Annotated in this window: 14 protein-coding genes; 3 read left to right on the top strand and 11 right to left on the bottom strand. The window is 45.7% G+C overall.

Features of this window, described 5'->3' with window-relative positions; translation table 11 throughout:
* Positions 1-115: 115 nt before the first annotated feature.
* The 9 genes from L5M38_RS06005 to smc form a co-directional block, all read right to left on the bottom strand.
* Positions 116-1,852, bottom strand: a complete 1,737-nt coding sequence (locus L5M38_RS06005; RefSeq protein ID WP_131523557.1) for a sodium:solute symporter family protein — start codon at positions 1,850-1,852, stop codon at positions 116-118.
* 11 nt (positions 1,853-1,863) lie between these two features.
* The gene (locus L5M38_RS06000) at positions 1,864-2,130 is read right to left on the bottom strand and encodes a DUF4212 domain-containing protein (RefSeq protein ID WP_006082142.1); all 267 of its coding nucleotides are present in this window, start codon (positions 2,128-2,130) and stop codon (positions 1,864-1,866) included.
* A 632-nt stretch (positions 2,131-2,762) separates the two neighbouring features.
* Positions 2,763-3,383, bottom strand: a complete 621-nt coding sequence (locus tag L5M38_RS05995) for a thiol:disulfide interchange protein DsbA/DsbL (protein ID WP_263178566.1) — start codon at positions 3,381-3,383, stop codon at positions 2,763-2,765.
* Positions 3,384-3,504: 121 nt separating this feature from the next.
* Positions 3,505-4,368, bottom strand: coding sequence for an SDR family oxidoreductase (locus tag L5M38_RS05990; RefSeq protein WP_263178565.1), 864 nt, complete (start codon positions 4,366-4,368; stop codon positions 3,505-3,507).
* Positions 4,369-4,424: 56 nt separating this feature from the next.
* Entirely contained in the window at positions 4,425-5,627 is a 1,203-nt protein-coding gene (locus tag L5M38_RS05985; RefSeq protein ID WP_263166073.1) for an HD-GYP domain-containing protein, read from the bottom strand.
* 222 nt (positions 5,628-5,849) lie between these two features.
* Entirely contained in the window at positions 5,850-6,335 is a 486-nt protein-coding gene (locus L5M38_RS05980) for a DUF2919 domain-containing protein (protein ID WP_263178564.1), read from the bottom strand.
* A gap of 247 nt (positions 6,336-6,582) precedes the next feature.
* Entirely contained in the window at positions 6,583-8,640 is a 2,058-nt protein-coding gene (ligA, locus tag L5M38_RS05975; protein WP_263178563.1) for an NAD-dependent DNA ligase LigA, read from the bottom strand.
* Positions 8,641-8,743: 103 nt separating this feature from the next.
* Positions 8,744-9,817, bottom strand: coding sequence for a cell division protein ZipA (gene zipA / locus L5M38_RS05970; RefSeq protein WP_263178562.1), 1,074 nt, complete (start codon positions 9,815-9,817; stop codon positions 8,744-8,746).
* Positions 9,818-9,840: 23 nt separating this feature from the next.
* Positions 9,841-13,257, bottom strand: a complete 3,417-nt coding sequence (smc, locus tag L5M38_RS05965) for a chromosome segregation protein SMC (protein WP_263178561.1) — start codon at positions 13,255-13,257, stop codon at positions 9,841-9,843.
* 197 nt (positions 13,258-13,454) lie between these two features.
* Between smc and cysZ the strand changes: the two genes are divergently transcribed.
* Positions 13,455-14,234, top strand: coding sequence for a sulfate transporter CysZ (gene cysZ / locus L5M38_RS05960; RefSeq protein WP_263178560.1), 780 nt, complete (start codon positions 13,455-13,457; stop codon positions 14,232-14,234).
* A 144-nt stretch (positions 14,235-14,378) separates the two neighbouring features.
* On the top strand, positions 14,379-16,820 hold the full coding sequence (locus L5M38_RS05955) for a DUF5916 domain-containing protein (RefSeq protein ID WP_411569301.1): 2,442 nt from the start codon (positions 14,379-14,381) through the stop codon (positions 16,818-16,820).
* Between the two features lie 100 nt (positions 16,821-16,920).
* Here L5M38_RS05955 and L5M38_RS05950 read toward each other — a convergent pair whose 3' ends face one another.
* Complete coding sequence (locus L5M38_RS05950) at positions 16,921-18,042, bottom strand: beta-ketoacyl-ACP synthase III (protein WP_263178558.1); 1,122 nt, start codon at positions 18,040-18,042, stop codon at positions 16,921-16,923.
* On the bottom strand, positions 18,039-19,241 hold the full coding sequence (locus L5M38_RS05945) for an RDD family protein (RefSeq protein ID WP_263178557.1): 1,203 nt from the start codon (positions 19,239-19,241) through the stop codon (positions 18,039-18,041). The genes L5M38_RS05950 and L5M38_RS05945 overlap by 4 nt, the downstream gene beginning before the upstream one ends.
* 250 nt (positions 19,242-19,491) lie before the next feature.
* Between L5M38_RS05945 and cysK the strand changes: the two genes are divergently transcribed.
* Complete coding sequence (cysK, locus tag L5M38_RS05940) at positions 19,492-20,460, top strand: cysteine synthase A (RefSeq protein ID WP_113940761.1); 969 nt, start codon at positions 19,492-19,494, stop codon at positions 20,458-20,460.
* The last annotated feature ends 98 nt before the right edge of the window (positions 20,461-20,558 follow it).

Raw genomic sequence — 20,558 nt, 5'->3', positions numbered from 1 at the left:
AGCCGCAAGCATAATAAAGTGACTCCCCACAGAATCATAAAGGCTGGCCAAAAGAGCCATAAAAAAGAGCGCCGAAGCGCTCTCTTGTGTTGGTACTCACCATTACGCAGTAAGGTTAGTGGCCGCTTGCTTCACCCGAACCTTTAGGGAAACGAATCGATTCAACCATCTCCTGAACATGCAGTGGTGTTGCCGCAGTGACTCGACTCACTATCGCTGCCACACCGAAGTTCACTAACATGCCTACCATACCAATACCTTCTGGTGAAATACCCAAGAACCAGTTAGCAGCTATGTTAGCCGTTGGATCAACAAACTTGAAGTAGATGATATAACCAGCAGTAAACAGCAGACCCGTTAACATACCAGCAATCGCACCTTCTTTATTCATTGTCTTAGAGAAAATACCCATAACAATGGCAGGGAACAGTGAGGAAGCCGCTAATCCGAAGGCGAATGCCACCACTGCCGCCACGAAACCAGGAGGGTTCACCCCAAAGTAACCCGCAATCACAATGCCGATACCTGCCGCCAAGCGAGCGTATAGCAGCTCTTTTTTATCGGAAAGGTTAGGCATTAAATTCTTTTTCAATAGGTCGTGTGAAACCGACGTTGAAATCACCAATAGCAAGCCTGCAGATGTTGATAACGCTGCTGCTAAACCCCCCGCAGCCACGAGGGCGATAACCCAAGCTGGTAAATTAGCGATTTCTGGCGTAGCGAGTACAATAATGTCGTTATCAATCTTCATTTCATTTTTGCTAGCGGGATCTTCAATCTTACCTGACGAATAGTAAATTTTACCGTCGCCATTTTTGTCATCCCACTTAATCAAACCGGTTTTTTCCCAGTTCTTAATCCAATCTGGTGCAGACTCATAAGCCACACCTTTAGAATCGGGACCGTTAATAGTTTCAATCATGTTCACGCGGGAGAACGCTGCTAACGCAGGCACTGTGGTATACATAATAGCAATAAAAACAAGCGACCATCCGGCAGTGATACGTGCATCTTTCACCTTAGGTACAGTGAAGAAACGCACGATAACATGGGGTAAACCCGCAGTACCCACCATCAAAGCACCCGTAATACAGAACACATCTATCATGCTCTTAGAACCATCAGTGTAAGGTGCAAAGCCAAGCTCAACCGAAACGTTATTGAGTTTTTCTAACAAATACACACCGCTATTATTGCCAGCGGCATCCAGTAACTCAGCACCAAAACCAATTTGCGGTACTAAGTGGCCCGTCATCATCACTGAAAGGAAAATAGCCGGAACCATAAAAGCGAAAATCAGTACGCAGTATTGGGCAACCTGAGTGTAGGTAATCCCTTTCATACCGCCCAGTACCGCGTAGAAGAACACGACCGCCATACCGATATATACGCCAGTATCCACATCCACTTCAAGGAAACGCGAGAACACAACACCTACGCCACGCATTTGCCCTGCAATATACGTAAAGCAAATAAAGATAGCGCAGATAACCGCGACTGTACGTGCCGCCTGTGAGTAATAACGCTCACCGACGAAATCTGGCACAGTAAACTTACCAAATTTACGTAAATACGGTGCCATACAAAGGGCAAGCAATACGTAGCCGCCAGTCCAGCCCATCAAGTACACGCTACCATCGTAACCGACGAAAGACACAATACCCGCTAACGAAATAAATGACGCCGCTGACATCCAATCTGCCGCCGTTGCCATACCGTTCACCACAGGGTGAACACCGCCGCCAGCAACATAGAACTCTTTGGTTGAACCCGCACGGGTCCAGATTGCAATCCCAATGTAGAGCGCAAATGAGAGCCCTACGATAATATATGTGAGTGTTTGAACATCCATCTCAAAGCTCCTTAGTCTTCTTGTACGTTATATTTTTTATCTAAGGCGTTGGCTTTTGCCGCGTAGACAAAGATAAGCGCAACGAATACATACATAGATCCCTGTTGTGCAAACCAGAAACCTAATTTGAATCCCATGAAATGGACTTCATTGAGTACATCAACCAATAAAATGCCGCATCCAAAAGAAACTGCCGCCCAAATGGCTAATAAGCTCAGTACGAGACGAATATTCTCGCGCCAATAACCCTTTGCCTTGTCGTTGTTTTCAAAACCCATAGTGACTCCCCTGTGCTGTTTTAATTTTAAGTCATGTTTAATCTAGCAACAGCTGGTGTGAGCACAATCACGACTTTCGTCTAACCCGTGATTCAAAACACTGTCTGCAAATAGCGAATAGAAACAAATTCAAAGAGTTAACAATGACATTACATTTTGATACGGTTTTAACTTTTTTAACAGGTTAGACCAATGTCGAACATGAATGAGTGGGATGTGAATGGAGAAAGAGGATTTTCATCCAATAAATAGAAATAACTTATTGTCTGAACTAGGTAAATTAGAAATTTAAATGACCTTTAATACGGCTCTAGACTGGCTAAAAATCAGATGATTTAAGATTTTTAGCCTAGATTATTGAGGATTTTAATTATGAGTTTCTCAATCAATTAGAGACGTTACATCTCTCATCAAACCTAGGTCAGGCCAATTGCTTACCGTTTTATTTCATCATGTTATTTCGTCAAAATGTTAGGGTTTGACTCACAGTCACCTTGCAGGTTTACAACAAAAAATAACCCAGCCTATGCTGGGTTACTCAATCTACTTTGAGGAAACGTGACTAAACATTACTCACAAAAAGCGGCTTTCATCGCATGATACATCGCGTGCCGTCCGTCTATAAAATGCCGTTACTTCGCAGCTAAAAACTTCACTAACGCCGCCAATTCTTCTGCGGTATGCGCGGTTGAGGTCAGCATATAACGGCCATTAACCAGTAATGACGGTACCCCCTTGATCCCAGCAAGCTCAGCTTGAGAGTCATAATTCATTAGGGTGAATTTAGCATCGACGGAATTCATCGCGGCATCGACATCATCTGCCTTAGCGCCTTGGGCAAGGAAAAAGGCTTTTACTTGCTCAAGGGTGGTAAATTGCTCACCTTTCTCATGGATTTGCTTGAAAATAGCGCCATGGGTTTGTTTAGTCATCTTTAATTTTTGCGCCACATAGTAGGCAAGCTGACTCAGCTCCCAAGCAGGACGACCAGCGCCCACAGGGGTACGCTCAAAAGCCACATCTTTACCAAGCAGCTTTACTGTCGACTCAATGAGCGGTTCTTGCTTATAACAATGTGTGCAGTTATAAGAAAAAAACTCCCGCAGCACTGGCTTTTGTGCTTCGGTAATGCCCGCCACAGTGACGTAATCCTTGCCTTCTTCGAAACTTGCAGCCTGCAGGGCAAAGCTGGCACTCAGCATTAATCCGCACGCAAATACTGCTATAGGTCGAACTCGATTAAACACGCTCATGATATTGTCTCTTTTTATTCGTCATTTGTTTAAATAAGGATGACACATTTGCTCAAGCAAATTTGGAACCCAAAGATAACCTAAAAGTTCAACTTTTACCTTTTACAGTAATGAACCTTTCTCAACATGCCGCTAGCATATCCAGCGGCGAAACATACTGATATCGAAAGCCTAAATCTGTGACAATCGCGTCAGCTTGGATGACTTTACTCGGCATAGATTGTTGATTAAATTCTGGCGCGACTAAACCTAGAGATTCGGCAGCAGCTTGATAAAACTCAGCTTTAGTCGGATGTGAAGGTGCGCAAAGATTATAAATCGGCGCCACTGATAATCCAGAATGAGTTGCCGCGAGAATTGCGCTAACGGCGCGCACACAGTCACTAAGATGGACTAAATTTACCGCGACATTCGCCCCACTCACATCGGTTTTTCCAGCAAGAAAACGCCCAGGATGACGTTTAGGACCGACGAGTCCAGCAAAACGAACGATACAGGTATGGGGCAATGCTTGAAATAAAGCTTCAGCATCTAACAGCACTTGGCTATCGCTTGATTCTGCCATCGCATCGGCTTCTGTCATCAATTTATCTTGGGTCGGATATACGCCCGTAGTGCTGATAAACACAATCCACTGATATTGCCAACCTTGAGTTAATGCGATGAGTTGTTGTAATTCTTCAAGATAAGCGGCATTACCACGCTTTAGCCGTGGAGGAATATTGACCACTAAATAATCGGTCTGAAATAAACCGCTCAACGCCTGAGCATCGGGGGCAGATGATGCTTCGTGGCCCAATTGCAGCGGATAGGCTTCAATCCCGACTTCAGTTAATACCGATAATTCTTCGGCACTGCGCTTACAGCCAGTGACTCGATAGCCTTCATGGACAAGTTGCTTTGCCAAAGCAAAACCAAACCAACCACAACCGACCAAAGCAACACTGGATTTTACTGCGCTGTTTTCTGCTTTTACATTCGCCATATTAGCCCTAAGGGAATCACATCAGCGGATAGAATACGGAACTTAGCGCATAAGATTCAAGCTTGTAGCGAACTAAAATAAAAACTAATCCCTTTATCGACTTGTAAGGTACGAATAGCACCCTCGGACAACTCTTCCGCCTTGATGGCTTTTTGTACTGTCACGCCTTCATTACTTAAAAAACGCAGCGATGGCTCACTACCATCCTCTTTGCAGGCCCACACTTGGGGTTGACTCACATCTTTAGTCGTCATCATGACTTTTGCGATACAGCCATCGGAGAGTTTCACTATGGTTCCTGGTGGATAAATACCGAGAATTTTAACCAAAATAGCGATTAAAGATTCAGCATGTTTAGTGGCCCGATTCTTAAACAAATAACCTAAAGCGACTTGAGGGGAAGATATTTGTTGACCACTGAGCTGTTGATCGTAGTCATTTGCCAAACTCACGATCTGCGTAATGATAGGGATTTTATGACCCGTCAATCCGTCAGGAAATCCTGAACCATCAACAAACTCATGGTGGTGTAAAATGACATTCAACACCTCTTTAGGGAATAATCCCGACCGATTCAACATGTCAAAACCAAAATTAGGATGCATTTGCAAATAGCTGGCTTCGTGTGTCGTCAGCGCACCACGCTTTCGGCGAATAACATCAGGTACCTTAAGTTTACCAATGTCATGTAACAAACTACCAAGAGCAATATCACGCAGCTCTCTTGGGGTTAAATCCAGCGCATGACCTATCATCATTGCCAGCACAGCGACAGAGATGCCATGTTGGGTCACACTCACATCTTTCTCATCCATCCCAACCAAGGTAAGGAACGGTGTTTCAACTTCCTGTAGATGGCTGAGTAAGTCTTCAACCAGTACCGCTGATAAACGATAGGCGCCTTCAGGATCGCTGACTATTTTACCAAACACACTACGGCAGTTATTCACATTCATTAAAAAACGCTTCTGACTCAAACGCATCGCCTTACGGGTATCGGCCTTAAGATCACGCTCGGGTTCAACTGCTATCTCATCTTCAATGTCATCTTCTTCAACAATATCCAGTTCGGCATTCAATTCAGATAACAAAAAAACATAGGGAACACCTAAGCCACGGATCATTTCGATTTGAGCGGCACTGCTAATATCAACACGGTTAAATAAAAAAGGGTGGTTCGTCCATGACAAAGGCAACTTGACTCTCATGCCAAGTTGAATTTCTGACAGTAACAACTTTTTTTGAGGTACTTTTGCCACGCAATATGACTCCTTTCAAATGTAATGTGGGTATAAACAGATGGCCTCATCTGCGTATCCAACAGGGCACATTTAAGCTAAGTACATATAACTATAGATGATTCAAAGAATTCAATGGCGAAATAAGGTAAAAATCCTTATCAAACTGAGGGATAGAACACATCGTCATGTGCCCCACCGCTCAGATCTAAATAAAGTTATTATATAACAATACGATAAAAACTAAGGCTGAAGTTCTTTAGCTTCTTCTTTTGGCCAATCACGGAGGTAATAACTGAGTCGCTTCGATTTAATAAGATAAATACTCGACCAAAACAACATTAAAGCATCTAAAGCAAGACTCCAATGAAACAGAAATTGGCCATGGATCAATCGCTGACCCAACAAAACGCCATCAATAATCAACAGCAACCACACCCCCCATTTTAAATGCACAAAAATCGGTCTTAACCATTGGGGCGAACGTCGACGTTCAGCTATCACCACAAGATAAATCAAAACCGCGCCAAGTCCCGCCCCGAGTGCTAGCAAAAAATCTGACTTTTCAGGGTAAAAAATCCGCACTAACTCAGAACGGTCACCCATCTGAGTCAGCGAGGCGATAAAAATACACCAACCACGCGCGAGATAAGCCAAAAGCGCATATAAAAAGATGGGCGGTTTAATGTGGCCTTTATCATCGAGCCAAGTGATGTGACTAAAATTCAAATAGGTTTCCAATCAGCAAAATCTAAAACAGCATATCAAGGAGATGGTGCCAATCGCGGTTAATTCAATAGCCAAAGCAGATAATCTTTCCGCACCTTGATTATTTTCAGACAAAAAAATAGCGCCTTGGGCCAGGCACTATTTAATATCGGCTATTCGGCGGTTTCCCACCTTGATACAAGGCTGCAGCCGTTACAGCCGGCATTGAATCAACATCAAGCCAACGCCCTCTCTGAAATGACGCCAATCAAGCGTTCGCGGCGAGAAGGGCTAACAACTCGTCTTCATCCATCACTTTAACACCAAGCTCCTGCGCTTTAGCCAGTTTTGAACCTGCCGCCTCACCTGCCACTAAACAATCGGTATTTTTGGAGACACTGCCTGCCACTTTCGCCCCCAGCGCCTGCAACTGAGCTTTAGCATCATTGCGATTGAGCTGATTTAAGGTGCCAGTCAATACCCAAGTTTGGCCTTTAAGCGGCTGAGCATCTGCACTAGGTGCTTGAATGGCGGGCCAATGAACACCAGCAGCAACTAAAGCATCAATAACTTCAAGGTTATGGGGCTGGGCAAAAAAATGGGCCACATGCTGGGCAACGACAGCACCAACATCTTCTACTTCAGTTAACTGCTCCACAGTTGCCTCCCTCAGCGCATCTAGACTGGCAAAGTGCGCCGCCAGGTTTGCTGCCGTCGCCTCGCCCACTTCGCGAATACCTAAGCCATATAAAAAACGCGCGAGAGTGGTGGTTTTGGCTGCTTCAATCGCGGCAGCTAAATTGGTTGCCGACTTCATCCCCATGCGGTCAAGCATAGTCATCATGGAAGCGGTGAGCTTAAACAGATCCGCAGGACTTTGGACGAGTTCTTTATCAATCAATTGCTCAACGACTTTGTCGCCCATACCATCGATATCTAAAGCCTTGCGGGATGCAAAATGCTTAATCGCTTCTTTACGCTGCGCTTCGCAGAATAAACCACCGCTACAGCGAGCCACAGCCTCACCTTCTAGGCGCTCGACTAAACTGCCGCATACAGGGCAATTGTGTGGGAATACAATGTCAGTCGCCGTTTTAGGGCGTCTTTCAGGCACTATGGCAACAATTTGTGGGATAACATCGCCAGCGCGGCGGATGATCACAGTGTCACCGACCTTAATGCCTAAGCGGGCAATTTCATCGGCATTGTGCAGCGTCGCATTCGATACCGTCACGCCGCCAACAAACACTGGCTTTAAGCGTGCTACTGGCGTGACAGCACCTGTGCGGCCCACTTGAAAATCAACGCCTTCAAGTTGGGTCATTTCTTCCTGTGCGGGGAATTTATAGGCAATCGCCCAGCGGGGAGATTTAGCCACAAAACCTAAACGTTGCTGCTGGGCAATGTCGTTAACTTTCATCACTACGCCATCGATTTCAAAGGCTAAATCACCGCGACGGCTGAGAATATCTTTGTAGTAGTCATAGACTTGGCTTAGTTCAGCGCAGACTTTAATTTCGCTACTTACGGGTAAACCCCACGATTTAAGCTGCTGTAACTGCTCGAAATGGGTTTTAGCTAACGGATGGGAATCCGGCTCCACCACACCGAGCGCATAGGCATAAAAAGCCAATGAACGGGCAGCAGTAATTTTACTGTCGAGTTGACGTAGGCTACCGGCTGCTGCGTTACGCGGATTCACGAAGAGTTTTTCATCTTTGGCGCGCGCCCTGTCATTCAAAGCTTCAAAAGCGGCTTTTGGCATAAAAGCCTCGCCGCGTACTTCAACGAGCTCGGGAAAATCATTACCACGTAATTTAAGCGGGATCGATTTAATGGTTTTAACATTTTCAGTGATATCTTCACCCACTGAACCATCGCCGCGCGTCGCCGCACGCTCGAGCACACCATGGCGATACAAGATACTCACGGCAAGGCCATCGAGTTTAGGCTCACAACAAAAGCTCACCTCACCCACTTTATCGGTGACACGCTTATGGAAAGCACTAAAATCCGCCTCATCGAAGGCGTTATCTAGGCTTAACATAGGCTTAAGGTGCGTGATTTGATCAAATTTGGCGAGCGCTAATCCGCCCACCCTTTGAGTCGGTGAATCAGCGACAATCAAATGGGGATACAAGGCTTCTAACTTGAGTAAACGCTGCATCAACCTGTCGTACTCAGAATCGGTAATGCTCGGAGCATCGTCCACATAGTAACGAATGTTGTGCTCGTTCAGCGATTGGCTGAGCGCCTGCATCACCTGCGATGCGTTTTCTGGGGTGACGTCTTTAGACAAAAGTGTATCGAGTTGAATGTCTTGCATATTCTTTATCCAGAATTCTTTAGATCACAAAAAGTAGATCACAAAAAATGAGGCCGCAATCGCGGCCTCATCAATGTATTAACCGCCAAGTTGCGGCGTCGGCTTAAGCGTTAGCGCGAATGCGGTGTAAATAATCTTGCTTAGTGAACTCACCCCAAGGTTGGCGTTGTCCGTCAAGCACGACCGCATCGATATCATCCGCGAGTTGACGCGCCGAGTTAAGCATAATCGAGAAATTCATTAGGGCGTCACCGTAGCAAGGCAAAGTCATGAAAAACACCACACCTTGGGTACTGAACTGCTCCATATTATCCGGATCAAACACGCCAGGCTTTAGCATATTCGCTATCGAGAACAATACTTTACCATTGCCAGCATTATCCACATGGCGATGGAAAATATTCATATCGCCATATTTAAAATTCAAGGTTAAGAAACAAGGTAGCAATTCGGCTCCGTTAAGCTGTAGACCCTCTTTAGCGACCACGTGTAATACCAGTACGTCGCGTGGTTCACCTAACTCATCTTCAGCGGCTTGTTCGACAACCTCTTCTTGATAGCTATCTTCTTTATATTCATTTTCGTCAAACAAGGCCGTTTGCTGCGGAGCTGCACTACGTAACGCATGTTCCTGCTCAGCCGCTTTTTGCGCGACGATAGCCGCATGGGATTGACCCATTGGCGGAGTTTGCGTGCTCACTTGAGTGTTCAAAACGGGCTCTTGACGCGAGACTTTCGGGCCACGGTGTTGCTCTTTTGCCACGGGTGGCTGCAAGCTAAAATCAGGCTGAGCTGTCACAGGCTCGTGTTTAGGGCCAACTTTCAACTCTGGTTTAAATTCTGTTGATTTAAACTCTTGTGGTTTAAATTCAGGCTTAGGTTCTAGCTTTACTTCCTGCTTCAAATAAGGATTGGCCGCAGGGGTTTCGTTGTTAGGTGCAAGTTCACCGGCTTTGCGCACGCGTACGGCGCCAATACCATCGGCATCAAACCCTTCTGAATCGATCCGCTTCGGACTCGGCTCACCTTTCTCAGCCTGTTTCTTATAAAAGTTGCTCATTGGGCTATCTTTCAATGATTTAGGCTGTTGTCTTCTGATAGACCAAAATCCATGCACCAGCACAGCAACTATGGCTATGGCGCCTAAAACGAACAATACTAGTTGCAAATCTTCCATTGGTTACCCTGTCTTTCTTCTAGTTATCCAGCGTCAGCCATCGCCACCGCTTGCTCTATGTCTACCGCAACTATACGAGACACACCGGGCTCGTGCATAGTCACGCCAATAAGTTGATCCGCCATTTCCATGGTTATTTTGTTATGGCTGATATAAATAAACTGTACGCTCTGTGACATTTCTTTTAGCAATCGACAGAAGCGTTCTACGTTGGCATCGTCTAATGGCGCATCCACTTCATCTAACATACAGAAGGGAGCAGGATTCAGCCTAAAAATGGCAAATACCAATGATAAAGCGGTTAATGCTTTTTCACCACCCGAAAGAAGATGGATTGTGCTGTTCTTCTTCCCCGGTGGTTGGGCCATGATAGTCACGCCCGTTTCTAGCAAATCGTCGTCAGTTAACGCTAAATAAGCTCGGCCGCCACCAAACACTTTCGGAAATAAGCGTCCGAGATCTTCGTTGACTGAATCAAATGTCGTCTTAAAGCGGCTTCGGGTTTCCTTATCTATTTTACGGATCGCTTCCTCTAAGGTTGCAAGCCCTTTATTTAAATCGTCATCTTGATGATCAAGATAAGATTTTCGCTCACTTTGCTGTTCAAATTCTTCGATCGCCGCAAGGTTAATGGCACCTAAACGGACAATTTTCTGCCGTATTTGATCTAAATCACTCTGCCACTTGTCTGGCATCCCCTCTGCAGGCAAGTTTCCAAGGATTTCAGACAGAATGATTTGCTGTTCCTGTAATACTTCCAGCTGACTATTCGCTTGGCCTTTTATTCCTTCACGACGTAACTTTAACGTGCTCAGGCTTTGAGTCAAGTCCTCAAGCTTACCAAGCTCTTGTTTTTGCTTTATTCCTATACGGTTTAATGTGTCTGTGAGCACACTTTGCTGCTGACGAACCTCTTTTAAGCCCTGTTGTTGTTCATGTTGTTGCTTTAGTAACTGCGTTAACTGTTCAGTCAGCTGCACACTATTTTGCACCCCACTCAATTGGGCAACTTTGGCAAGTTCTGTTAACACAGACTCGCGGGAGTAGATGAGTTCATTGACACGCACTTGCTGTAATTCAATTTGCTCCGTGCTCACGGCCATGCGCATCGTCACGGCTTGCAAACCCGTCGCAGTGGCTGATAATTGACGTTCTACCTCAGTAATACGCCCTTTTAATGCTTGATGACGCACACTATCGGCCTGTGTGTCTTGGATGAGTTGCCGCTGAATATCTTCACTAGCCTGCAGCGTCTCATCGAGCTCCATTTCTTGTTCTGCTAATAATTCGCATTGCTCGCTTAAGCGTTCAATATCAATCAAACTCGTACTTAAAGCCGCGTCGAGTATACTTTGCTGTTTGACGCGCGCCTTCATTTGCTCGATTAAACCACTAAGCTGCATCGACTTAGTTGCTTTGTCTAACTGCAATTGATGTAATTTTTGCACGCCATCGGTCAGTTGCAGTCTTTGTTGCTGCAAAATAGCCGCAAGATCTGTCATCTTGTCTTGCCGAATCAGCAGGGATTGTTGCAAATCGAGGATATTTTGCGCTAACTGAGCTTGCTCTTTACTGAGTTGCACCAGTGACTGGGCGCCCTCTGTTTTCGTGATTAAAAAACCTTGTCCCAGTAGATAACCGTCGGCAGTGACAATCCGTTGATCGGATGTTAGCTGTGGCAGCAGTTCTTTCGCTGCATGGATATCCTTTGCCCACTTCAGCCCCGCTAACCAAGGGGCGAGATTCACCTTAGCCTGTAAAAATTCACTTTGGCTTGATTGTGACGCTAACGCTTGAAACCCCATTTCAGTTTCAGTGACGCCAACGGGCAAGGTCAACAAGCCATTTAGGGCGAGTTCGGCCGCAGTTTCCCAACCATTTTCAACGGTTAAACTCTGCCATAACTGCGGTTTATCACTCTGCTGTTCTTGCTTAGTCAACCACTGTTCAACCAGCTCATGGCGCGCTTTAGTCGCAGTTAATTGCTGCTGAATTTGCTCAGCGCTATGGCGGGCTTCATCTAAGGCTTGCGTACTTGCACTTACACTTTGTTCTTGCTGATGATTAATTTCATTTTGCAGTGTGAGCGCATCATCCAAAGACTCAATATCTTGCTGCAATGGTGTAATACTCGATGCGAGATCACCGTCCATTAACGCCGAAAGTTGCGCCTGCTGCTCACGACTTTGCTGCTGTTTGTGTTGCAGTAATTGCTGCTGATGCGCTAACTGGCTGCGACGCAGTTCAAGCTGCAACTTATGCTGAGAAACATCCGCTGCCTGTTGGCGCGCCACTTCGGCCTGCTGCTGACTGCGTTCAATGCTCATTTCCCATTGGGATTGCAGCTCATCCATGATCTCTTGTTGCTCATCATGCTGTGGCCCAAGTTTGGCAAGCTCAAGCTCCAACGCGCTAAGACTCGCTTTATAGCCGTTAAGCTTGTCGGTATTTTGTTGGATCTGCACTTTGACTTGCGCCAACTGGGTTTCGAGCTGGGCGTCGCGCTGCTTTTGATTCTGTAGCTGTTGCTCTAACTTAGCGATTTCAGTACCGGTCAGATAATAGGCTTCAACCGCTCGCTGCTCTTGCTCCGCCAATTGCGCGAGTTGTACTTGCAATTCAGTGGTCTGTAATTCATCAGTTTGCGCGAGTGACTGCGCCGCCGCTTGCTGCACTTCAATAGCACTTATCTGCTCAGATAGGCTCGCCATCTGATCTTGCAACTCTTGATAGCGCATCACAAGGAGTTCAGCATGGGTCTTACGCTCGGCCTGTTTAAGCTCACGATATTGTTTAGCGGCTTTAGCCTGCTGCGCGAGTTTATCTAACTGCTTACCGAGTTCACTGCGAATATCGCCCAAACGCTCGAGGTTTTCGCGGGTATGGCGAATACGGTTTTCAGTTTCGCGCCGACGCTCTTTATAGCGGGAAATCCCGGCGGCTTCCTCAATAAAGGTGCGCAAGTCTTGGGGTTTAGATTCAATCAGGCGGGAAATAGTGCCTTGCTCGATAATGGCATAACTGCGCGGGCCAAGACCTGTGCCCATAAACAAGTCGGTAATGTCTTTACGACGACACTTTTGACCATTGAGAAAATACCAAGACTCACCGTCGCGGCTCACCTGACGCTTAACGGCGATTTCTTCATAACTGGCATACTGACCAGCGAGGCGACCCTCTTTGTTTTCAAAAATAAGTTCAACACCCGCCACAGACACAGGTTTTCGCGCGCTTGAACCGTTAAATATCACATCGGCCATAGAATCACCGCGTAGGTGCTTCGCCGAGCTTTCACCGAGCACCCAACGCACGGCATCGATCACGTTCGATTTGCCGCAGCCATTTGGGCCAATAATGGCGGTTAATGCCTGTAAAAAAGGAATTTTTGTGGGATCGACAAACGACTTAAAGCCGGCAAGTTTTATCTGTTTTAATCTCATGGTGCCAGTTAGCGCGTCTCTGAAGTCTGGCCCGAAAATGAGCCAAGCGGTGCAAATGCATTTATCGGCCAACTTTAACAAAGCAGGCAGCATTTTGTAACGCTTTTTATTGAATTCATGCGGCTTTTAGCTTGTCATCTGTCCATGAGTTGATCACAATCGCATATAGCTGTCGCTTAACTTTTTGGAAAAACGATATGACACAGAAAAAAAACTTGCCCTTCCCTGCCAAAAGTGGCGTTAATTATTTTCTCGATGGCTTTGGTTTAATCACACGTAAAGGCCTGCGCACTTTCGTATTTATTCCGTTAATGATTAACCTTCTGCTGTTTGCTGGCGTCATTTATGTAGCCATAGGCCAGTTAGATACGCTATTCACTTGGATGAATGCCCAGCTCCCGGAGTACTTAAGCTGGTTAAACTTTTTACTTTGGCCGCTCGCCGTCACTACTATGCTGGTGATGCTTGCTTTTGTATTTAGCTCCGTCATGAACTGGCTCGCCGCCCCCTTTAATGGTCTGTTGGCTGAAAAAGTCGAGCAGTTGTTAACTGGTAAGCAGCTGAATACCGGTTCTGGTATTGATTTAATCAAAGACTTACCGCGTATCCTTGGGCGTGAGTGGATCAAACTCAAATACTATCTGCCCCGCGCACTGGTATTTTTGTTATTGTTTTTAGTGCCTATGGTAGGCCAGACGCTGGCGCCGATTTTATGGTTTCTGTTCAGCGCTTGGATGATGGCGATTCAGTACTGCGATTATCCCTTCGATAACCACAAGGTCAGTTTTAAAGATATGCGCTTTGCCTTGAATCAAACCCGTGGCACCAGTTTTAGCTTTGGCGCAACTGTGACGCTATTTTCGATGATCCCCATAGTCAACTTTATCGTCATGCCAGTGGCGATTTGTGGCGCGACGGCCATGTGGGTCGATAAGTATCGTGAAGCGTATCGCAACCATGCCATCGCACCCGAGTAGTAACACCAGCAGTGCTGAGTCATGGCTCAGCACTGCTCCCCAATTTTTTTAGACCCAATAATCCAATCATGTTTCGCCTCGTTAAAATCAACGCAAACCTTGTAACAATTACTCACTATTGTTAACTTCACGTTTTCTGGCAAAATGCGCGCCACGAATGTGTTATTTGAGTCTTTTGTGTTGAAATCAATCTTAGCCATCATCTTATCTAGTCTTACTTTTCTACCTGTAACTTGTCTTGCTGGCTATGCCAGCCAATTTCAGTTAGCCATTCCAACACTTAACAGTGCTGCCAATATCGACGGTGAGTTGGACGATGCCATTTGGCAACAAGCCGCAGTCACAGAGCTCAAATACGAAACCCAACCAGGGGAAAACATTGCCGCATTAGTGAAAACCGAGGCGCGAGTCTATGCGACTAAAACCAGTCTTTTTGTGGCATTTACTGCCAAAGACATTAATCCCAAACTCATTCGGGCCACACTCAAGGACAGAGACAAGCTGTGGAGTGATGATTTAGTCGGAATTAAACTCGATACTTTTAATAATGCCCGTTTAGCATACCAATTTTTTATTAATCCCCTTGGCGTGCAATTAGACTCAATTGAAAACGAACTAACGGGTGAAGAAAGCGAAGCATGGGATGGTATTTGGAAATCCGCAGGCAAGATCACCGCCGATGGCTATCAGGTCGAAGTCGAATTACCACTGAGACTGTTCAACTTTGACGACAAGAAAAGCCTACAAGAATGGGGCTTTGAGTTAATTCGTTATTATCCACGCAATGAAAAACATCGCCTATCGACCCATAAGATTGACCGAAATACGAGTTGTCAACTTTGTCAGTTAGGTGTGGCTTCTGGCTTGGCGGGGGCAGAACAAGGACAGGATGTACAAATCACCCCGACTTTTATCGCCAACCGTAACGAACATAAACAGGCGGATGGCTGGGAAGCTGATAACAATCTCGAGCCAGGTGTAGACTTGCGCTGGGGCATTAATTCCAGCACCTTACTCAATGCCACCATTAATCCCGATTTTTCCCAAGTGGAATCCGATGCTGGCCAGCTCGATGTGAACAGCACTTTCTCCTTGTTCTATGATGAGAAACGGCCGTTCTTTTTGGATAATAAAGACTATTTCGACACACAGGTGAATCTGCTGCACACCCGCAATATTGTTGCACCTGACTATGGTATCAAACTGACAAGTAAGAGCGATGATCACACTTTAGCTCTGCTAGCGAGTAACGATAGCCAAACCACGTTTTTGGTACCGGGAAATTTAAGCTCAGAGGTTGCCTCGCTTGATCAAGAAAGTTTGAACCTTGCGGGACGTTATCGTTTCGACATGAGCAAAACTTTCTCCATCGGCGGGTTACTTACCGCGAAAACGAGCAGTGACAACACTCACAATGGTGCAGCAAATGACCCGCACTATGAGATCAACAGCCAACCCGATTACCACAACTATGTCATTAGTCTGGATGCGAAATATCAACCAACACCACAGGACAGTTTCACTGTGCAAGTGGCCCAATCGGATACTCAGTACCCCACGGGAGTCTATCGTCAATTTTGTACTGATACTGAAAATGACCCTAGTAATGGGTTGCCCTGTGGCCAATCTCAGCTTGATTGCGAACTCGGTCACTGCCAACTCAACGAACAAGTATTACGTAGCCAATCTGATAGCCGCTTTGGCGGCAATTTATATCAGTTAACCTTTAAACACGAAGAGCGAAATTGGTTTGCTTACAGTGAATACAACGCAGTTGATCCCGATTTTCGTGCCGATTTAGGCTTTGTCGAAAAAATCGATTACCGCACCTTTGAGGCTGGTGCGGGTTTGATTTGGTATCCTACGGGCACCTTTAACAAGGTGGAATTAGCGGGAGATTGGGATATCACTCATAACCAAGCAGGCGAACGACTTGAAGAAGAGTATGAAGCCTACATCGAAATCCTCGGCGCATTACAAAGCGAAATCACCTTTGGTGTAGAAACCCGTGAACGTGTGGGCCCTCGCCGCGATGCTTCACAACTCACTATCGCCGGAAATAGTCAACTATATGATGAAACCCAAGTGTGGTTTTATGGCGCAGTAACCCCGTTATCGCCCCTGAGTATGGAGCTTGAAATGTACTACGGCGATGAAATTGATTTTATCAATGATAGGTTGGGCACTAAAACGCAAATGAACCCGAGTATCAATTGGAAAATTGCTAATGGACTTTCTATCGATATATCCCATCTTTATCAGCAAATGGATGTGGAACAAGGTGCACTTTTTACCGCTAATCTGAGCGATGTACGCCTCAACTGGCAATTCAGTCTACACAGTTTTATTCGCCTTTCTAGCATTTACACCCGGATAAATCGCAATGTGGCGCAGTATTTATATTCGGCGCCGCAGAGTGAGGAAGCGCATTTAGGCAATGAGCTCCTCTACGGTTATAAACTCAATCCGCAGAGTGTGTTCTACCTCGGATACTCTGATAGTTTGCAGGCTAATGATGAGTTAAGCCGCCTGACGCGGGACGAGAAAACCTACTTTATGAAGTTAAGTTACGCATGGCTGCTATAAACAATCATTGCCTTAAACAGAAAGCAACTTAGACAAACAACTGACATAAAAAAGCCCACATCTTCCTCGATGTGGGCATTTTATTATGACGGTGAGAATCTTAGACCTTCTGCAGAATAACACTACCAATAGAATATCCTGCGCCAAACGAACTCAATAAACCTAAATCGCCAGTCTTAAAGTCACCGGAAAACTTGTGAAATGCAATAACAGAACCCGCGGAAGCCGTATTGGCGTATTCATTTAGTACCACGGGCGCTTGTTCCGCAGACACATCATCCCCAAGCAACTTTCTCACCACAAACTGATTCATGTTGATGTTCGCTTGATGCAACCACAAACGTTTGAAGGACTGTGGCGTTAACGCTTGTTCGGCCAGATGTTCATCCAAATGTTGATAAATCATCGGCAACAGCTCTTTAAATACCTTGCGCCCTTGTTGGTGGAATAACTTATCGGCTTGATGGGCCGCACTCGGATCGCAGCGATTCAAGAAACCGAAATTACTGCGAATATTGTTCGAGTAATCGGTAAAACAGCGGCTTGAGATGATCTTAAACACATGGTCAGACTGGGCTAAGCTTTGTTCTTCCAGTACCAGAGCCGTCGCCACATCACCGAAGATAAAATGGCTGTCACGGTCGCGATAATTCACCTGTGCCGAGCAAATCTCTGGGTTGATCACTAACACTCTTGAGGCAGAACCCGTAGCAATGGCATTAGCCGCGGCGACAATTGCAAACGTCGCCGATGAACACGCTACCTGCATGTCGTAACCATAACCCCGCGTACCCAGTGCACGTTGAATTTCAATTGCCATAGCAGGATACGCACGCTGAGTATAAGCGCAGGCAACAATCACTAAGTCAATTTGCTCAGCTTTGAGATTGGCATTCTTTAGTGCCATCAAGGCAGCTTCAAGGCCAATCTCAGCCTGCATAGATAATTCGTCACTGCTGCGCTCAGGAATCAACGGCATCATGACTTCGGGATCCAGAATGCCCTCTTTCACCATCACATATCTGTGCTTGATGCCTGAGGCTTTTTCAATAAACTCGCTCGATGAATAGGACAAAGCCGCAACATGGCCTTGCTCAATTAAGCCTGCATTTTCAAGATTGAAAATATCCACATAAGCATTGAAGCTCTCAACTAAGGCTTCATTGGAAATACTGTGGGGCGGCGTAAATAGGCCACTCCCCGAAATGACGACCTGTTTCATAAATGCTCCAAACGGGTACTGGTTGTAAGGTGAGCAGAGGATGCATCATCACTCGTAAGCACAGGTGCTAACTCATTTTGCCCCTGCGCTTGTTGCTCTAATCGTTGCTTTTTATGCATTTGCACTAAGTCTATCACGACTGTTGAAGATATTTTATCTTGGATCCCCTGCCGATTGGCATCCCAAAATATTTGCATAAAGCCAAGTAAGCCAGTGGTAAAGCCTGCGGCATAGCCGCCATAACGGCCAAACGCGGCCCATAAACTGATGTTGGCACCATCGAGCTGGATCACCCGAATGCCCAGCATCTTCTTACCTAAGGTTTGACCATCAAATCGTGCAGTAAAGACGGTAAAGTAAAACGCTGCCCAACCAAAACCCAGCCCCATATCACTCAGAAAGCCTTTCACCCAAGCAACAACACTATGGCTTGTAGCTTCATCAACGGTTCTGAGGCGAGAATATTGCGAAGAGCTCACATTCACTGCATCAGCCACCGCGCTTTGCAGCTGTACATCCGGCGAAATAGCTTGAATAGGCTGAAGTGGCTCAGGCGGAGAATCTGTTGTCGCCAACTCAACAGGAAGCGTAATAACAGGCCATAGGCTGCCATTAAGCACTTCCGCCTGTAACTTTTCACTGTCTATGGCAGGCAAACTACTGTTGGCTATGGTTGCTAGCACTATTTCACGTTGATCATTTTCTGTCATGCCCTTTGATCCTGAAGCGCTTTTTATCGCTTCATGTAGGGATTGAACTTGAGTTTTACCACAAGCATAATTATTGCACTGGCTCAACGACATCAATGCTGGTAGTGACGTAATGATTTGTTCACCTAATGCCAATTGTTGCTCTACTCCCTCACTGCTTTTAACGTCTGTTCCATTAAAATCAAACAGATTATTGGCGGTTGTCAGCAACATAAAAACCAACATCAAGGCATAAAGTCCCCACTTGAGTAAACGACCAAACTTACGACTGCGCTTTTCAATCCAGATAATACTGACCACCAGCAAGACAAACATCCAATCCATCTGCTCAGCTAACACAGTGATCAGCAAACCATCAATCAGTATGGCTAACATCCGCTTCAACGGTGTCGCCAATGGGGTGTATAACACGGATGCTGCAATGGTAAATGCCTTTGGTGTTACCATCGTTTTTGGATCTTTACCCAGATCCATTTGTTGCTGCTTCATCTTTGCGCTTGTCCGATACGAGTGATAGGCTAGTTTTACGATTGAGACATCAAGAAGTTATCCCTGTTAATGCCACAATCTTTTTTATGTTAGCAAAAGGTTAACACAGTTAAACTGGCTGCCAATCAGGGTTTGCGAATAACAGCACACCCTTTAATAACCAAATCGAATAAAGAAGAACAAACAATCACTTCTAAAAGCGCCACAGCAGATTATGATTCAGTAGTGCCAACATAGGAGCAAGCAATCCATGAGCAAAATTTTCGAAGATAATTCATATACTATTGGTAATACACCACTAGTACGTTTAAACCGTGTTAGCCAAGGTAAAGTGCTGGCCAAAGTCGAAGCCCGTAACCCAAGTTTCAGTGTTAAATGCCGTATCGGTGCCAATATGATTTGGGATGCCGAGAAGAAAGGTCTATTAACAAAAAATCACGAGCTGATTGAGCCGACATCAGGCAACACAGGTATTGCATTAGCGTATGTTGCCGCGGCCCGTGGCTATAAACTGACCCTGACCATGCCAAATACCATGAGTTTAGAGCGTCGTAAGCTACTCAAAGCCCTAGGCGCAACTCTCGTGCTGACTGAAGGCGCGAAAGGCATGAAAGGTGCGATTGATAAAGCGGAAGAAATTCGCCAATCGGCTCCTGAAAAATACATTTTATTGCAGCAGTTTAATAACCCTGCTAACCCAGAAATCCATGAAAAAACCACAGGTCCAGAAATCTGGAATGATACCGATGGTGAAGTGGATGTGTTTGTTGCCGGTGTAGGTACTGGCGGTACAATTACTGGTGTAAGCCGTTACTTGAAAAAAGTGGCCGGTAAAACCATCACCTCAGTTGCGGTTGAGCCAGCAGATTCTCCTGTTATAGCTCAAACCTTAGCGGGTTTACCTGTGCAACCAGGGCCGCATAAAATCCAAGGGATTGGTGCTGGCTTTATCCCTGGTAACTTAGATTTAGAATTGATTGACCGTGTTGAGGCTGTAACTAACGATGAAGCCATCGACATGGCCCGCCGCTTAATGCAAGAAGAAGGCATTTTAGTGGGTATTTCATCGGGTGCCGCCGTTGTCGCCGCCAACCGCATCGCTGAGTTGCCAGAGTTTGCAGGCAAAACCATTGTGGTGATTTTGCCATCGGCTGCCGAGCGTTACCTATCTTCAGTCTTGTTCCAAGGCCAATTCGGCGACGAAGAAAACGTTCAATAAACGACGTTTTATCGTCCTTAAAATACCCAGCTTTTGCTGGGTATTTTTATTTATGGCATTCCATTATTTAGATCTCGATTACAGAGCATAAACAAGTT

It is taken from the genome of Shewanella sp. SM101, assembly GCF_025654465.1.
Taxonomy (GTDB): domain Bacteria; phylum Pseudomonadota; class Gammaproteobacteria; order Enterobacterales; family Shewanellaceae; genus Shewanella; species Shewanella oncorhynchi.
The sequence above is the reverse complement of the archived record's forward strand: the minus strand, read 5'-3'. Positions and strand labels throughout refer to the sequence as shown.

Excerpts from the sequence above, each read along its gene's own strand:
- L5M38_RS05945 (WP_263178557.1), bottom strand. The coding sequence starts at position 19,241 with ATGAAGCAGCAACAAATGGATCTGGGTAAAGATCCAAAAACGATGGTA.
- zipA (WP_263178562.1), bottom strand. The coding sequence starts at position 9,817 with ATGGAAGATTTGCAACTAGTATTGTTCGTTTTAGGCGCCATAGCCATA.
- smc (WP_263178561.1), bottom strand. The coding sequence starts at position 13,257 with ATGAGATTAAAACAGATAAAACTTGCCGGCTTTAAGTCGTTTGTCGAT.
- cysK (WP_113940761.1), top strand. The coding sequence starts at position 19,492 with ATGAGCAAAATTTTCGAAGATAATTCATATACTATTGGTAATACACCA.
- L5M38_RS05955 (WP_411569301.1), top strand. The coding sequence starts at position 14,379 with ATGCGCGCCACGAATGTGTTATTTGAGTCTTTTGTGTTGAAATCAATC.
- L5M38_RS06005 (WP_131523557.1), bottom strand. The coding sequence starts at position 1,852 with ATGGATGTTCAAACACTCACATATATTATCGTAGGGCTCTCATTTGCG.
- cysZ (WP_263178560.1), top strand. The coding sequence starts at position 13,455 with ATGACACAGAAAAAAAACTTGCCCTTCCCTGCCAAAAGTGGCGTTAAT.
- L5M38_RS06000 (WP_006082142.1), bottom strand. The coding sequence starts at position 2,130 with ATGGGTTTTGAAAACAACGACAAGGCAAAGGGTTATTGGCGCGAGAAT.
- ligA (WP_263178563.1), bottom strand. The coding sequence starts at position 8,640 with ATGCAAGACATTCAACTCGATACACTTTTGTCTAAAGACGTCACCCCA.
- L5M38_RS05995 (WP_263178566.1), bottom strand. The coding sequence starts at position 3,383 with ATGAGCGTGTTTAATCGAGTTCGACCTATAGCAGTATTTGCGTGCGGA.
- L5M38_RS05950 (WP_263178558.1), bottom strand. The coding sequence starts at position 18,042 with ATGAAACAGGTCGTCATTTCGGGGAGTGGCCTATTTACGCCGCCCCAC.
- L5M38_RS05990 (WP_263178565.1), bottom strand. The coding sequence starts at position 4,368 with ATGGCGAATGTAAAAGCAGAAAACAGCGCAGTAAAATCCAGTGTTGCT.